11 protein-coding genes are annotated in these 15,530 nt (G+C 42.5%); 3 read left to right on the top strand and 8 right to left on the bottom strand.

What is annotated here, in order from left to right; translation table 11 throughout:
* Positions 1 to 832 precede the first annotated feature (832 nt).
* A complete protein-coding gene (locus tag NSQ55_RS11030; RefSeq protein WP_076193817.1) occupies positions 833 to 1,927 on the bottom strand; it encodes a glycosyltransferase family 2 protein in 1,095 nt (364 codons plus the stop codon).
* A gap of 181 nt (positions 1,928 to 2,108) precedes the next feature.
* On the opposite strand from NSQ55_RS11030, the gene NSQ55_RS11025 reads away from it, so the two are divergent.
* Positions 2,109 to 2,990 (top strand): DUF4850 domain-containing protein, encoded by an 882-nt coding sequence (locus NSQ55_RS11025; RefSeq protein ID WP_076303047.1) that lies wholly within the window; start codon positions 2,109 to 2,111, stop codon positions 2,988 to 2,990.
* A gap of 131 nt (positions 2,991 to 3,121) precedes the next feature.
* Positions 3,122 to 3,934: a bifunctional hydroxymethylpyrimidine kinase/phosphomethylpyrimidine kinase gene (gene thiD / locus NSQ55_RS11020; RefSeq protein ID WP_038570000.1), complete on the top strand. Its 813-nt coding sequence runs from the start codon at positions 3,122 to 3,124 to the stop codon at positions 3,932 to 3,934.
* A 200-nt stretch (positions 3,935 to 4,134) separates the two neighbouring features.
* Here thiD and NSQ55_RS11015 read toward each other — a convergent pair whose 3' ends face one another.
* The 6 genes from NSQ55_RS11015 to NSQ55_RS10990 all read right to left on the bottom strand — a co-directional run bounded on the left by NSQ55_RS11015 (position 4,135) and on the right by NSQ55_RS10990 (position 11,339).
* Complete coding sequence (locus NSQ55_RS11015; protein WP_076193812.1) at positions 4,135 to 5,478, bottom strand: glycoside hydrolase family 30 beta sandwich domain-containing protein; 1,344 nt, start codon at positions 5,476 to 5,478, stop codon at positions 4,135 to 4,137.
* 63 nt (positions 5,479 to 5,541) lie between these two features.
* Positions 5,542 to 7,179 (bottom strand): sugar ABC transporter substrate-binding protein, encoded by a 1,638-nt coding sequence (locus NSQ55_RS11010; protein WP_038569996.1) that lies wholly within the window; start codon positions 7,177 to 7,179, stop codon positions 5,542 to 5,544.
* Between the two features lie 55 nt (positions 7,180 to 7,234).
* Positions 7,235 to 8,122: a carbohydrate ABC transporter permease gene (locus NSQ55_RS11005; RefSeq protein WP_036689738.1), complete on the bottom strand. Its 888-nt coding sequence runs from the start codon at positions 8,120 to 8,122 to the stop codon at positions 7,235 to 7,237.
* 14 nt (positions 8,123 to 8,136) lie between these two features.
* A complete protein-coding gene (locus tag NSQ55_RS11000; protein WP_036689816.1) occupies positions 8,137 to 9,078 on the bottom strand; it encodes an ABC transporter permease subunit in 942 nt (313 codons plus the stop codon).
* A 179-nt stretch (positions 9,079 to 9,257) separates the two neighbouring features.
* The gene (locus NSQ55_RS10995) at positions 9,258 to 10,265 is read right to left on the bottom strand and encodes a LacI family DNA-binding transcriptional regulator (protein ID WP_036689737.1); all 1,008 of its coding nucleotides are present in this window, start codon (positions 10,263 to 10,265) and stop codon (positions 9,258 to 9,260) included.
* 171 nt (positions 10,266 to 10,436) lie between these two features.
* Complete coding sequence (locus NSQ55_RS10990) at positions 10,437 to 11,339, bottom strand: ArsR family transcriptional regulator (protein ID WP_248547998.1); 903 nt, start codon at positions 11,337 to 11,339, stop codon at positions 10,437 to 10,439.
* A gap of 150 nt (positions 11,340 to 11,489) precedes the next feature.
* Between NSQ55_RS10990 and NSQ55_RS10985 the strand changes: the two genes are divergently transcribed.
* On the top strand, positions 11,490 to 12,995 hold the full coding sequence (locus tag NSQ55_RS10985) for an alpha-N-arabinofuranosidase (RefSeq protein ID WP_339173253.1): 1,506 nt from the start codon (positions 11,490 to 11,492) through the stop codon (positions 12,993 to 12,995).
* Positions 12,996 to 13,067: 72 nt separating this feature from the next.
* Here the strand turns inward: NSQ55_RS10985 and NSQ55_RS10980 are convergent, their stop codons facing one another.
* Positions 13,068 to 15,449 carry an alpha-L-arabinofuranosidase C-terminal domain-containing protein gene (locus NSQ55_RS10980; protein WP_339173250.1) on the bottom strand — a complete coding sequence of 794 codons (2,382 nt, stop codon included), beginning with the start codon at positions 15,447 to 15,449 and terminating at the stop codon, positions 13,068 to 13,070.
* Positions 15,450 to 15,530 lie beyond the last annotated feature (81 nt).

Here is a 15,530-nt window from a genome sequence, read left to right as displayed (position 1 = left end):
GATATTGCTCCAAATCGAGTGTGTTTATGGTCAATAGCGACTATGCGGTCCGTTAGAATTCCAAATGTGCCATAAAGCAACGTTTAAGGTCAGCTGGGTCCGATAGCTACTTCCTACGCGGAAATCTGGAGCTAATTAGCGTAGCTTGCCGGGGATCATAGAAAATCCAAGACCACCAGTAACTATCCGCCCACTCTCGCCCCTGCTTCCGGACCCAGATGACGCTATTTGCTCATTTATCGCCTTTTGAGCACAGTTTCGGACTCCAGTGCAACTATTCCTGAGATATTGCTCCAAATCGAGTGTGTTTCATGCCAATAGCGACTATGCGGTCCGTTAGAATTCCAAATGTGCCATATAGCAGCGTTTAAGGTCGGCTGAGTCCGATAGCTACTTCGTACGCGGAAATCTGGAGCCAATCAGCGAAGATTGCCGGAGATCAAGGGGACAGCGCAACTCCGCCAGTAACCACCCGCCCCACTCTCGCCTCAGGTGCTTCCGGACCCAGATGACGCTATTTGCCCATTTATCGCCTTTTGAGCACAGTTTCGGACTCCAGTGCAGCTATTCATGAGATATTGCTCCAAATCGAGTGTGTTTCTGGTCAATAGCGACTATGCGGTCCGTTAGAATTCCAAATGTGGCATAAAGCAACGTTTAAGGTCAGCTGGGTCCGATAGCTGCTTCCTACGCGGAAATCTGGAGCTAATCCGCGAAGCTTGCCGGGGATCACGGGAAGGTTCCCCACTGCCAGTAATCTTGCAAGCTCCAAAAAAAACATAAATGCCCCAGCAGTCATAATCAGAACGGCTGGGGCATCTCTTTTACTAAATTAAGCCTGAAGCGCTACATATTTATCGCCAAGCAGATTTTTAAAATAGGTGCGATTGTATAACATACTAGGATGGGATGGATAAAAACTCAACGCCGTTTCATTGTGATGATTTGCCTTCTCGTGTTGGCCGAGACGATCATAACAAAGTGCCAATTGAAGATGCGGCAGCCAGGTATAAAAGATTCCATTCTTCATCCCCATCGAATCGTTATCCCGCGGTAGCTGAATCGCTAGCTCATACCAGTATGCGGCTGGATGCAACTGGCCTTTTTCCAGCAGAAGTGCCCCCAGTCGGCAACAGAACTCTGAACGTGGTTTATCATACTGCAAGGTTTTACATAACGCTTCAAATGCACCGTCTTTATCCCCCAGCCGTTCCCGGCATTCGGCAAGCTTTAGGCAAGCCTGGAAATTATCTTCAATCCAGCCCTGCCCACCCGCTAAGAAAATCTCATAGTATTTGCAAGCCTCTTCATTAATAGCATGATCCCTTAATTCATTCGCATAATAATACTGGTCTCTCGGCGAAAATACTTCACCCTGTGCAACTCGTTTTTGATAAATCCGTAAATTACGATCTGTGTATTCCTTATCTTTCTCATGTGTGATGCAGACATCACTACTAAAAGAAGGACCACTTACCTCTAAATACTCATGAACAGGCCCGATCCATTGAAAGTTGCAGCTGCGCCGAACCAGCCTGTTGCGGCGTAAACTAGCTGTGACATTTCCCGCTTCGTCAAAAGCCAGATTATATTGCATGTTCACACTGTGAATATGTCCTGGCAGGATTTCTTTTAGTTTTTTAAAAAGAATCTGATCCTCTTCCTTTATATAATCATCCGCATCAAGCCACAAAATGTACTCCTGAGTAGCTTTGCTAAAGGCAAAATTACGTGCGGCACTAAAATTATCAATCCATTCAAAATCATAAATTACAGCTCCGAAGGACAACGCAATCTCTTTTGTTTTATCCGTCGAGCCTGTATCCACGATAACAATTTCATCTACGAGACTTGCAATGGTAGACAAACATCGGTGCAAGCTTTTTTCTTCATTTCGCACTATCATACATAAACTAATCGTAACCATACTCGCCCTCCTACACGCTTTGTTTGAAATTCTTTCTATATTGATATGCAGGGTTTAAGAAACGGACTCCCTCTCTATCCCGCCCGATCATGAAGAACTTCAGAAATATAAAGGTTATTTAAGAAACTTTCCACTCCATTCTTAGGTCTATATAAGTAAGATCAAAGGAGGTACAACATATATGAAATCCAAACGAAGAGGAGTTAGAAACGGCTGGATCTTAACTTCAATATTGTGCGTCGTAATTGTACTAGTGCTGCTGATTGGATATAAAGGGCTCGACTGGGGTACACCTACCACACCACCCACATCCACCAACGCACAAACTAATAATGAAGCAGATAACAAACCCAGCTCCACTCAAGAAATGCTCGAATTTCCTAGCAGTGATCCCGATAATGGGCAGGTCATCATTCCACTGCACACTACGCTCGCGCAGCTAAATATTGATAGTGGTGACGAATATGTAAATACAGAAATCCCCCCCATACCTGAAATGACCTTTGCTTTATCTCAAGACATGAAAAACCAAGTAGAAGCAACGCTGGTCTACCGTCCTGATATCGGTGGAGGTTATCTTCTACTCGCTCCTGCCGGATGGCAGGCTACTGCGGTTGTCGGCGCTAACGGTTCTTATGGAGTTACCTTTCAGGATCCGAACCATCCGGAACAAAACATGAACTATTCAGATACGGCTTGGACTTGTATAGGCTGTGCCATCACTGCAATCGGAGCTTATTTCCCGGAAAAAGCCGAATGGGCTGACGCGCTGGGATTTACCATTAATAATCCGCTTAAGTTTAGCGAACAGCATATTTTAGGTACTGCTGGGGCTGAAGCAAGGACGGTCAGATATACGCTTCAAGCAGACGCGAATGGTTATCAGGATGAGGGTGCTGCCTATTACGATAAGGGAGAATGGGGTTATTTATTCCGCAGTATCGGAATACATCAAGCTCAAACATCCCCACAGCAGGAAGTAGTGGAGACCCTCATGAAGTTCTTTACAGATAATCATGGACCGCTCTTCATTGCTGACCCAAACGCAGAGAAGCTGGACTAAGGGTGGGAATTTTTAGAGGAAGGTATTTTCAACCTTGCTCTTGCTTTTAGAAAGACGTAGGTGCTATTTTTTGTTATAATCAATGCAATGCGTTGTTTATGAATTCAGACATATATAAAGGGGACGTAACCATGACTCAAATTATTAAAACTCTAACTATTGCAGGCAGCGACTCCAGTGGTGGCGCAGGCATCCAAGCGGATCTAAAAACATTTGAAGAGTATGGTACCTACGGCTTTAGTGCCTTGACCACTATCGTTACTATGGACCCGGACAACGGCTGGCACCATAATGTTTATCCAATTGATGCCTCCATTGTTGCTGAGCAGTTAAAAACTATTTTCGCTGGTGGCCCGGTTAATGCCATGAAGACAGGTATGCTTGGAAGTGTTGAAATTGTGCGCGTTGCAGAGCAAGCGATCAAAGAAAATCTTCAGACTAATGTAGTTATTGATCCAGTTATGGTGTGCAAGGGTGAAGATGAAGTCTTGAACCCTGACAGCGCTGAGGCTATTCGTGACTTATTGCTACCACTAGCAACTGTGGTCACCCCAAACTTGTTTGAAGCAGGTGTTCTTTCAGGTCTTGGCAAACTTACTACCCTTGAGGAAATGAAAGAAGCTGCCCGTCTGATTCATAAGCTCGGTGCACGTAATGTCGTGGTTAAAGGCGGCAAAGCACTCGGCGGCGATCAAGCGATTGATATCTTCTTCGACGGTTCTGAGTACACTGTATTCCAAACAGCCAAAATCGAACCCGCTCACAATCATGGAGCTGGATGTACTTTTGCCGCAGCAATTACAGGCGGTCTAGCTAATGGCTTAACGGTTCATGAAGCTGTTGCAAAAGCTAAAGATTTTGTCTCCGCAGCCATTCGTAATGGATTTGCGTTTAATGAATATGTGGGTCCTGTATTTCACGGTGGTTACCGTTTAGAACGTTAGAACTCGCAATCCAATTACACAAAAAAATAAATGGCAGTCCAGACGCTGAACTTCAGCTTTGGACTGCCATTTTTATTTACTATTATTGAAAATCCGTAAATTCAAAACTATGCTTACCGAACATAGATTTTTTATACGATTATTTTCATAAAAAAAGCACCCAAATCAAGATTCGAGTGCTTCTGAGCTACGTCCTCTAATTATTTTATCAAAATGGATAAAGCACTTTTTGACGCCAAACGGAAAGATAATTCATCCGCTCCCGGCAAGTTCAAAGCCACATTCTCAGCCTTTTCACTATCGTTAAACAGAACAACTGCAATAGAGTTATCTGTATTCTTAAAAGCTACGGAACGAATCACTTCTTGATCGGTGGAGGCGTCAATACGCACAGCCTTCGGACGAATAATTTTACTGAAATGGGCAAGCGCATAATAGTCGAGCGTATACGTAAGCTCCTTGGTCTCTTGGTTGACTGTCACAACACCACGACAAGTACTTTTGCCAAAACCCGGTACGGTTGGGCCGTTCTTTTCATCTAAGGCCATATTCCATAACACAAAGGATTTACTATGATTTCTAAGAATATCAATCCCTGTTCTCATTACATTGGAGAAGGCTTGTTCAAACGGAGGAATCCATTCTCCACCAGAACCTTCTGTAAAATGCACTTCTTTATCAGCAAAAGCTTTCAGAACCTCTGATTGCGCTGACGCATTGCCACCATACCAGTGCCAAGCTACACCATCTACTTCATCTTTTGCATAATCGAGCACGGTTAACGGATAATCTGGACGATCCCAGTTGTGGTCGTAGCAGAGAATTTTTGTAGCGATGTTATGCTTAACAAAGCTTGGCTTCAGGTAGTTTTTAATGAAATCTTTTTGCGCCTCAGGCAACATTAACATACTAGGGTAGTGTTTGGGTTCAAATAAAGGCTCGTTCTGTGGTGTTACAGCATAAGTTGGCAATCCGTGCCCTTCAAAAGCTTGAATATATCGAACAAAATAATCGGCATAAGCCTGATAATATTCTTGTTTAAGTTCTCCAGCAATCATCGATCCGCTAGTCTTCATCCAACCTGGTGCACTCCATGGAGAAGCCATCAGTTTGATCTCAGGGTTAATTTCCAGAGCTTGTTGCAACAAAGGGATAATGTCTGCTTCATCATGTGCGATAGAGAAGTGGGTTAATTCCGTATCCGTTTCCTGTGCAGGTCTATCATCATAGCTATAAATATCTCTAGCATAATCCGATGCCCCCATTGGATTTCTTAATACGGACAAACCAATTCCATCTTGTGCGTCAAAAAGCTTGCTCATGACTTCCTTTTTCTGTTCGTTGTCCAGGACTTGATTAATCAAATAAGCGGATGAATCCGTAAAGGATGCTCCAAAGCCATCCATTTCCTGAAAGGTTTGATTCTCGTCAATAGTTACAGTAGTGGTCGCCTCTGCGTCAGCAATTGGAGTTAATTGTTGCAGACTTTGCTCTACAAACAATGTATTCTCCCCGGTGGATTGATAAATTTTAAGCTCTGGCATGTTGTTTCCCTCCATCTTTCTATGAAGAGGCCCCAGTGAAGGGGCCACATTCTATTTTCTAACTTATTTAAGGCCTAATTTTTCTTTGTTGTTTTTCATTTTTTCAGAACGAACTTCTACAATCTTATCCCAGTTGTTATCATTTAAAAATGTTTTGTAAGCAGCTAAGGTGCTGTCGAATGTAGCATCGTCTTTAGCGCGGATCATACTTACAAGCGTAGTGTTCCAAGTAGTATCAATTGCAGTAAGACTGCGAGCTTCAGGCGTTCCTTGAGCCGGGTTAATGTTTTCAAGAATAAAGTGTGGTTTTAGCTTTCCTTTGCCCCACTCTTGCATTTGTTTAATGGAATCTGCGAATGCGTCATTACTCAGCGCTTTATCACGGTCATGTCCAAAGAACATAAATTCGCCCATCCGGTAATCTTTTTTGAATTTATCGGCATTATTTAATTGCAGGTCTTTGATTTCAGGCAAGAATTCAATTTTACCGCTGTCGTTAACTTTATAGGTTTCTCCTTCAATACCGTAGTTCATGAGCTTTTGTCCTTCGTCGCTGAGCAAATAAGTGTAAATTTGAATCGCTTTTGCAGGATCCTTAGCCTTTTTAGTAACATAGCTAATCATCCAACCTGTAATTCCGGATTGATTCAACGTTGGTTCATGTCCAACAGTACTTTGTGGGCCATCAATAGCGATATATTCCTTGCCTGGATTTTCTGTCATGAAGATTTGCAGGTTACCACTTTGTTGAGGGGTTCCATCCAAAAGTATTGTTGCATATTTACCGGATTTCACTTTTTCTTCAAAGGCAGTACCGTCATCAGCAAAGCTGTCATCACTGATATCACCATTTCTGTAGACTTCATTTAACGTTTTCAACCAAGTCAAGTAATCCTCATCCAGGTTACGGTTGTAGAATTCGCCATTTTCAGTTTCCATCGGCACTCCGATGAAATCCTCCAATACATCTCCCAAAGAACCAGTGCCTGAACCAATGGAGTTAAAACCAAAAGGAATCATGTCCGGGAATTGTTTTTTGATTTGTTGCATAACGCTCTTGAATTCCTCAGGAGTTCCAAAGCTTGGTTTTCCAATGGCTTCGTAAACATCCTTGCGGATGACAAAGGCTGTTTTAGCAGGGATGTTACCGCTATCATAATCGTTTTGCGTATTGGAATAGTTAGGGTATCCATAGGTCTTGCCATCTGCTAACTGGAACCAGTTCATCGTATCTTTTTCTGCAACTTTATTGAAATACGGATCATATTTATCTGCCAGATCATTTAAAGGCAATGCCCAGGTAGCAGCTTTTTGTACGACTGGAGAGTTGGAATCAAAAATAGTCAACAGATCTGGCATTTCACCGCCGGCAAAAATCGTATTCAGCTTAGTGTCATCGCCTGTAATGAATTTAATGTTGATGTTTAAATCCTCTTTAATTTTCTTGGTGACAAGGTCTTTTCCGAAATCAGTATTCCACCAGTCTGCATTCACGTACCAAGTCAGATCTGTTGTCTCTTTTTTTGTATCCAGCTTCCATGCCGGTGTTTCCGGATCTATAGTATAACGGCCTTCAATGGAGCTTAACTCTTTACTGGAGCTGTCAGAATTACCTTTCGATCCACAACCTGTAAATACTAATACAACAGCCATAAGTGCCGTACAAAGTTTGAGTCCTTTTTTCCCAAATGCTTTGTTCATCTTTTGTTTCCCCCTAAAATGTTTTGTAAGCATTCACTACTTGGAGATTTACTTACTATTCCTTCACCGCCCCCATCATCATGCCTGAGATAAAGTACCTCTGTAATATTGGATACATCACAACAATCGGCAAAGTTGTAATGACAATTGTTGCTAGTTGAACCCCTTTAGTCGTAGTTTCGATAATCGCAGATCCACCAACATTCTGCATGGATTGTGTTTGCGACTGAACAATGATTTCATAGAGCTTCATCTGCAGCGGGTAGAGCGATTGATCGGTAATATATAACTTGGTAGTCATAAAGTCGTTCCACTGCCCAACCCCGTTAAATAACGCAATGGTGGCCATAGCCGGCATGGAAAGAGGGATAAAGATTTTTAGGAAAATGCGCCAGTCACCTGCACCATCAATTTTGGCTGACTCTTCAAGTGAATCCGGTACATTTCTGAAGAAGTTCATTAGAATAACTACATCATAATAACTGAACAAGGCCGGGATAATATAAACCCAGAAGCTGTTTAAGAGGCCTAATGATTTAATCAATAAATACGTAGGGATCATTCCACCAGAGAAAAACATAGTGATTACACCCATGGCAACATACAGCTTACGTCCACGTATGTATTTCTTACTCAAGCCATAACCGATCATGGCACAAAAGAATACGTGGGTAATGACACCAATGAATGTTTTGGCAAGCGATACTACGAATGCTAAACCAATGGTCTCATCTTGAAATACAGCACGATAATTTTCCAAAGAGAACTCTGGAGACCAAAATATGAATCCGCCTTCCGCAAGCGCCTTGCCCGAACTTAAAGAGGATATGACTACATTCCATAAAGGAACGACAATAATGATTGTACAAATACAGAGCAAAATAATATTTAAGGTATTAAAGATTCGACTATCGAGATCTTCTTTAGCCACCGTACGATTCACAGAAATGCCTCCTTCTACAGAACTGATTGATTATCATTTAATTTACTGGATACTTTGTTGGCGCTAATCAGTAGGATGACTGAAACGATGGAGACACCTAAACCAACAGCAGTAGCATAAGAGAAGTCACCTTGCGTCATACCCATACGATACACATAAGAATTAATGACCTCCGCCTTAACGCGGTTCTGAGAATTCATCAATACCAGGGTTTGATCCAGATTTGATCCTAATAAACCGCTTACAGTCAGAATCAGATTTAAACTGATAATCGGTTTCATGTTAGGAAGTGTGATATTCCAAATTTGTCTCATACGGCTTGCGCCATCTATTTTGGCAGCCTCATAATAAGTAGGATCAATTTTCGACATAATGGCTAAGTAGAGAATCGTTCCCCAACCAGCCTCTTTCCAAATATCGGATAACGTTGCAATCCACCAGTATTTATTCGCATCAAGCAAAATATTTACCGGTTTCGAAATCAGTCCCAAACTGAGCATAATCTCATTAAACATACCGGATGAGGAAAACCAGGCAATCAGCATCCCGCCGAGAACGATCCAGGACAAAAAGTGTGGTAAATAAGAGATGGTTTGCACTATCTTTTTAAAACGTCCACCACTTAATTCGTAAATCATAACGGATAAAATAATAGGAATAACAAACCCTATGGCTAATTTCAGAAAGCTGATCCCTAATGTATTAACTACAGCGTCCCAAAAATATTTATCAGATAAAATAATTCTGAAATTATCGAGCCCTACCCAAGGTGCAGAATCGAGCGTATCAATTACGGTGTAGCTTTTAAAAGCAATCGTCAATCCGTAAATCGGAATAAAACAAAAGATAATCATAAAAATAATTCCCGGGATGACCATGGATTGAATTTCCCATTGTCTCTTGTAATCAATTACAAATTCTTTGACCCTCTGCCCCATAGGCTTTTTCCCGCTCATTGGATTCTTTCCGTTTGTTGGCACTACGGCTAATTTATCCACTTTTTCTTCTCCCCTCCAAATCATGATCCCCAAACAATAAAAACGTTTTTATTTTTTTGAAAAAAAAACCCTCCCAAAACAACAAAATTATAAAAAATGATCGGGTGAAATCTTGAACCCATTACATATATGTGTTCTTACCGACCAATCTTTACTTGACTAGAACCTCTTACAACTAATTCACCCGCCAATTTCATCATCTCGCCCTGTTCCTTCTTCTGAATCATACGAACGAGGTGATTAATAGCCAAAATACCTTGTCTAGCAATTTGATTTCTTACAGTAGTTAAAGGCGGTGAGAAATATTGCGCAATATCAATATCATCAAACCCCATAACACTAACATCTAGCGGAACTTCGTATCCATGCGATTTCAAAGCTTGAATACATCCAATTGCACTCAAGTCGTTCCCTGCTAAGAAGGCATCAGGTATTTTATCAGGACTATAGTGAAGAAAAGATTTTATAGCGTTGTAAGTGCTTTCTTCTTCAAAATATCCTTGTATAATATACTCTTCATGCGTGGGTAGCTGATACTGACGCAAAGCAGCTAAGTATCCTTCTCTCCGCTGAACACTGTCGTACATCTCATCCACACCAGATATGTAAGCAATCTTTTTATGCCCTAGACTGATTAAATATTTGGTCGCTTCAAACCCCGCTTCAAAGGAATCAAATATCACGCTTCCCATCGTGTCGTTCTTAAGCGGCCGATCCAGAAATACAGCCTTGATCTTGTCTTTCACCATTGCGGCAATTTCTTCTTCGTCTATTCTCAGCTCTTCGTAGATAATGACACCATCCACTCGCCGGCCTAGAATATTGCTCATAATCACTTGTTTATCCTTGGTAACAAATACATTCAGCCCGTAACCTAGCCGATCACATTCACGCGACATGGACTCAACCAGCTTATAGAAGTATGGACCCGACACACTTGTTGTGAAAAAACCCAGCATTTTGGTTTTCCCGTTCCTAAGGAGCTTACCGTTCAGGTTAGGAACATAATTTAATCGCTTCGCAACCTTAAGAACATGTGATTTCGTCTCCGGGTTCAATACATCTACGTCATTTAACGCGTTGGAAACCGTAGAAATGGAGACTCCAGCCTCTCTGGCAACATCTTTGATCGTTACCTTTTCCATAATGATTCAATCTTCCTTTACGAATAAAAACGTTTTTATAGATTTAAATTAACATAAAAACGTTTTCATTACAATATATTTTTTATTTTTATTTTATCAGAGGTAATAATTGGTACACAAGCTTAAATTTTCTACAGAATCTTATAAAACTCCTTACCTGCAAACTCGAAATCATTCGTAATACACTCTAAACATAATGTCTTGCTCGTAATTCCCAAACCCACGGCCATATATGGTTAGTCCGCCTCTTCTCCGTCCGCTATTCTCTGCTGTTAAACGAAAGGTCCACTGATCCTGCTCTACTCGTACATCTTTCAGGGTAATATCTGAAATTTGCTGCCCATCCACAAAGGTTCCACCTGCATTAATCCGCAGAACCTTCAGCAAACCATATTGGTTAACATCTGAACGCCACCAAATGGGATTTAATCGTCCTCTAGTAAGGCCAAAGTCGCCCGGACTAGTCCATTTCCCTAAATCCTGTCCATTCATCATAAAGCCAATATCCGACGGCCACTTCTCATTTACATGTGGAGCTTCGGAACCTATTTCCAGCGAAATCTCAATCTCCTGCACCACTTGATCTTGAAATAGATAATTTGGAATCTTGTACTCGATAGAACCTTTCGCAAACCATACTATGCCGGCATTCACCCGTTCCGGGTCCAGAAAATAACGCGGATCATCATAATAGCCGATCAGCTTCTCAGTAGTAGCAATCCCGCAGGTAGGTAAAGCCTGAATATCGGTATATTGCCCTACAGGGATAGACACCTCAACCACCTTTCTGGCAACTCCACGGGAGCCCGATAATTTAATCTGCAGGTAATTCGCAGACAAAGAACAATATTTATAGGTTCCTCCATTTACTCGTCTCATTTTAGAACTGATCAGGCCTGCTTTTTGCAGCTTTGCTACATGAGTACTAACAATTGCACTACTAAGATAGAGCTCCGCTGCCAGCTCTTTGATGTGCATCTCTCTGCGGTCCAGAAGTTCAATAATTCGCAGCCTAACTTCACTTGCCAGCGCTTCATACACCTGCAAGGATTCAGAATCTGTGGTTAAGTACATTCCAACGTCTCCTATGCTTATTGAATTAGCATTTTAACGAATCCTAAATTAATTCATTGCTTATTATAAGCGAAAATCAGTATCATGTAATCATAAAACAATTACTTAATTAGTGAAATCATTAATTCAACTAGAGGGAGCTGTACACTCATGCCAATTAAATCGACAATGATTATTGACAAAGATTTCAGACTAGCTGAAGTAGACCCGCGGATCTACGGCTCATTTATCGAACATTTAGGAAGAGCAGTATACGGTGGGATTTATGACCCGGGTCACCCTACTGCGGATCAGAATGGTTTTCGGAACGATGCCATCGAAGCTATTCGTGCCTTAAACGTTCCTATCATCCGTTATCCTGGAGGAAACTTTGTATCCGGTTACAATTGGGAAGATGGGGTTGGACCCAAGCATGAACGCAAGCAATCTCTTGAACTAGCTTGGTGGACCACAGAAACCAATCAAGTGGGTACCAACGAATTTGCAGATTGGGCTAAGCTCGTAGGCAGCGAAGTCATGATGGCAGTTAACCTTGGAACACGCGGCATCGATGCAGCTAGAAATCTAGTAGAGTACTGCAATCATCCTTCCGGCTCCTACTACAGTGACCTGCGGATCTCTCATGGGTATAAAGAGCCTCATGCTTTTAAGACCTGGTGTCTCGGAAATGAAATGGATGGTCCGTGGCAGATTGGCGCTAAAACCGCGGTCGAATATGGCCGGTTAGCGAACGAAACTGCAAAAGCTATGCGCTGGGTCGATCCAACGCTTGAGCTTGTGGCTTGTGGCAGCTCCGGCAGCAGCATGGACACTTTTGCCGAGTGGGAAGCTACTGTGCTTGATCTTTCTTATGATAATGTAGATTATTTATCACTGCATACGTACTACAATAACAACAATGACGACACACCTAATTTCCTAGCCCGCTCTATGGATTTGGATCATTTCATCAGCAGTGTGGCTGCCACCTGTGATTATGTTCAAGCGAAGAAAAAGAGCAAGAAGAAAATTAATCTGTCGCTCGATGAATGGAATGTATGGAAATCACAAGGCAGCAGCCGTGCCGAACAAAATTGGCAGATCGCACCGCCAGAATTCGAAGATGTGTACACACTTGAAGATGCACTTGTTGTGGGCTGCTGTCTTATTTCATTATTGAAGCATGCTGATCGTGTGAAAATGGCCTGCTTAGCGCAGCTGATCAATGTAATCGCCCCAATTATGACTGAAAATGGCGGACCGCTTTGGCTGCAGACTACTTATTATCCGTACCTGCATGCTTCCCTTTATGGTCGTGGAACCGTACTTCACCCACTGATTTCCAGCCCTAAATACGATTCCAAAGATTTCACTGATGTGCCTTACTTGGAAGCCATTAGTGTATACAACGAAGAGCTGAATGAAGTAACCGTCTTTGCTGTAAACCGCCATTTATCCGAAGGACTAGAGCTCGACGTGGATCTGCGCAGCTTCAGTTCCGTAAACATTATTGAACATATTGTACTGGAACATGAAGATATAAAAGCTGTAAATACCAAATCCATTCCTCATAACGTGATGCCTAGCCAAGGCAAAGCCGTTGTTGAGAGTGGACATGTAAAAGCCCTTCTCGCAAAAGCTTCCTGGAATGTGATTCGTCTGCGGGTGAACGGCTAAGTTAACTTGTAATAGTCATAGAAATGCCCCCATGAATCTTTAATAAGCCATAGATTCATGGGGGCGTCTTCGTTATTTTATTCTGAAAATTGTCACGGATTGCTTCGGAAACTCATAACTAAAGCTGCTTCCTTCTGTCTTAAAGCTGGTTTGTTTGGGAGAGACCTGCTGCTTATTCTCGAAGTTATTTTCGTCCTCAAGCTGGTATCCCGACATTTCATAGACTTCGATGGTCAGTGCTTCTTTTGCCAAAGATTCCAGTGCAACCTCAGCAGAAACACTATTCTCTTGTACGTTTACTGTCTTGAGGATAATATCCCCCGTTAAGTCTTCCACACTTGCCGTGTAATACAGCGGTTCGATGACCGGAAGTTTATCTTCTGTCTCATTCACCAGTTCTCCGTTAATAAAAGTACGGATCTGTCTGCCCACTACTTCTAACTTAAGATCGTATTCTACATCTGTTTCAACCGTAAACATAGCATGCGTCAGAACAGAATTTCTTCCGTTGATAATTGAGGCCACAATCGAATCCTGATTCTGCCAGCCACCCAGCTCCCAGTACAAATGATTCTGATCATCCGCTTTACCAAAATAGAAGATAAACCCTTTATTTCCTGCAGATCGTGTAGCCTTAAAATGCAAAGTATAGTTTTCCCACTCTGTCTCACCAAGCTCTAGTGTCCGATTAGCCGTTCTGTTCTGAGCAGGGTCAGGCAGATTTGAAACCTCCTCTGATAAGTCAGAATACGTCTTCACTTCTCCCGTAAGATTGTTGACTAAGGTGATCTCGGAGAAACGAGCAGCGGAAGCATCCACACCGAAACTGACGGCTCCAGTGATCGCTTCCTTTCTGCTTTCCTTCGGTGTCGTGAAGCCATCTGCTTCCATCTTCAGCAAATGATCTCCCTGATGGTTCATGAATAACTTTTGCACATAATAGTTTGCCGTTCCGTACACTTCATGATTATTGAACCAGATCAGGTCCGGCTTCCAGTTGATATAATCCACATTGCAGAGCATTGGAGCATAACAAGCTAAGCCAACGGCATGCGCATTATTTTGCAGACCTGTCATAAATGCTGCTTCCACCAATGCATTGTAATAGGTATTGCCCCATGAAGCATATTCACCGAGGAATACCTTTGGTTCATCCGCTTTGAAGTCATCATAACGATGATGATTAGCCAGGAACCATTCAGGTGTACAGTAATAATGCTCGTCTACAAGGTCCGACTTGTTTTCTTTTGCCGACGTCCAGCCCCGTTCATATTCCTGACCGGCAGAGAACGGGCCGCTAGAATTAATGACCTTGATTTCCGGATATTTTGCTTTGATGGCTTGATGAAAGTAAGGATATCTCTCGAAAAAGGGTGCACCTACCTCTTCATTCCCAATGCCGACATACTCCAGCCCAAAAGGCTCGGGGTGCCCCAGTTCTGCACGAATGCCTCCCCACTTCGTGGAAGAATCCCCCTTGGCGAATTCAATTAAATCCAAAGCATCCTCAATCCAAGGCGTTAATTCATCCAGCGGTACCATCCGTTTATGATGCGGGTCATAGCCGCCCGGAAGAACGGGGATCGGCTTAGCTCCAATATCCTCACAGAACTGAAAATATTCATAATAACCTAACCCAAGCGTCTGATTATATGACCAGTTATTGCGTCTTGCCGGTCTTTGTGCAACATCCCCAATCGTATTCTTCCATCTGTACATGGAGTCTCTGTCATCTGGATCCAAGGAACCGTCATGCACCAGACATCCTCCTGGGAACCGCATAAATTTAGGTTTTAAATCAGCGAGCAGCAGCGAAATATCTTCACGCATGCCTCCGGGTCTATTCTTAAAGGTCTTCTCAGGAAACAGGGAAACCATATCCAGATATACCTTCCCGTTACCTTTGGTAACGATTACAAGACGACTGCTTGTGTCAGTGCTATTAGCTGTAATAACGGCTTCATATCGGGTCCATTCAGAGCTGCTTACGGCTATTTCCACTTCACCAAGAATGGTGCCGTCTGTGCTTTCGATGTTTACGGTAAGCGGTACATCAAAGCTTGTCTCCCGGCGGGCATACACCGAGAAGTTATAATTCTCGCCTTCTTTTACCGGAATACCACTGTTAAAGCCTAGATTCATCAGGCCTACGCCGTCACCTTCAGTCACAATATCGATGGCAACATAATGTTGGTTACGATCATTTAAGGGCTTGCTGTCTTCTACAGAGATATTTACCTTTCCATCTCCACGTTCTACAGGCTCCCAAGCCATCAGCGCATGATAATCTGCCCGGTCAATCGGGTCGAATTCAAAAGATCGGTTCTGAACTAGCTCAGCGTAAAGCCCACCATCGGCCGCATGATTCAAATCCTCGAAAAAGATACCGAATAGATCGCCTAACTCCGCCCCCCGCTGCTGCGTATGTATCGTCAATTTTCCTTCTGTCTTCATTCTTTTCTCTTCCTCCTTGTGAATCCAAATTTAATTTATATTTATATTACTTAGTTCATATCAATATAAATCATTATAATA

The organism is Paenibacillus sp. FSL H7-0943, assembly GCF_037963265.1.
Taxonomy (GTDB): Bacteria; Bacillota; Bacilli; order Paenibacillales; family Paenibacillaceae; genus Paenibacillus_AQ; species Paenibacillus_AQ odorifer.
The sequence above is the reverse complement of the archived record's forward strand: the minus strand, read 5'-3'. Positions and strand labels throughout refer to the sequence as shown.

Excerpts from the sequence above, each read along its gene's own strand:
- NSQ55_RS11030 (WP_076193817.1), bottom strand. The coding sequence starts at position 1,927 with ATGGTTACGATTAGTTTATGTATGATAGTGCGAAATGAAGAAAAAAGC.
- NSQ55_RS10995 (WP_036689737.1), bottom strand. The coding sequence starts at position 10,265 with ATGGAAAAGGTAACGATCAAAGATGTTGCCAGAGAGGCTGGAGTCTCC.
- NSQ55_RS11015 (WP_076193812.1), bottom strand. The coding sequence starts at position 5,478 with ATGCCAGAGCTTAAAATTTATCAATCCACCGGGGAGAATACATTGTTT.
- NSQ55_RS10980 (WP_339173250.1), bottom strand. The coding sequence starts at position 15,449 with ATGAAGACAGAAGGAAAATTGACGATACATACGCAGCAGCGGGGGGCG.
- NSQ55_RS11025 (WP_076303047.1), top strand. The coding sequence starts at position 2,109 with ATGAAATCCAAACGAAGAGGAGTTAGAAACGGCTGGATCTTAACTTCA.
- NSQ55_RS10990 (WP_248547998.1), bottom strand. The coding sequence starts at position 11,339 with ATGTACTTAACCACAGATTCTGAATCCTTGCAGGTGTATGAAGCGCTG.
- thiD (WP_038570000.1), top strand. The coding sequence starts at position 3,122 with ATGACTCAAATTATTAAAACTCTAACTATTGCAGGCAGCGACTCCAGT.
- NSQ55_RS11010 (WP_038569996.1), bottom strand. The coding sequence starts at position 7,179 with ATGAACAAAGCATTTGGGAAAAAAGGACTCAAACTTTGTACGGCACTT.
- NSQ55_RS10985 (WP_339173253.1), top strand. The coding sequence starts at position 11,490 with ATGCCAATTAAATCGACAATGATTATTGACAAAGATTTCAGACTAGCT.
- NSQ55_RS11000 (WP_036689816.1), bottom strand. The coding sequence starts at position 9,078 with ATGAGCGGGAAAAAGCCTATGGGGCAGAGGGTCAAAGAATTTGTAATT.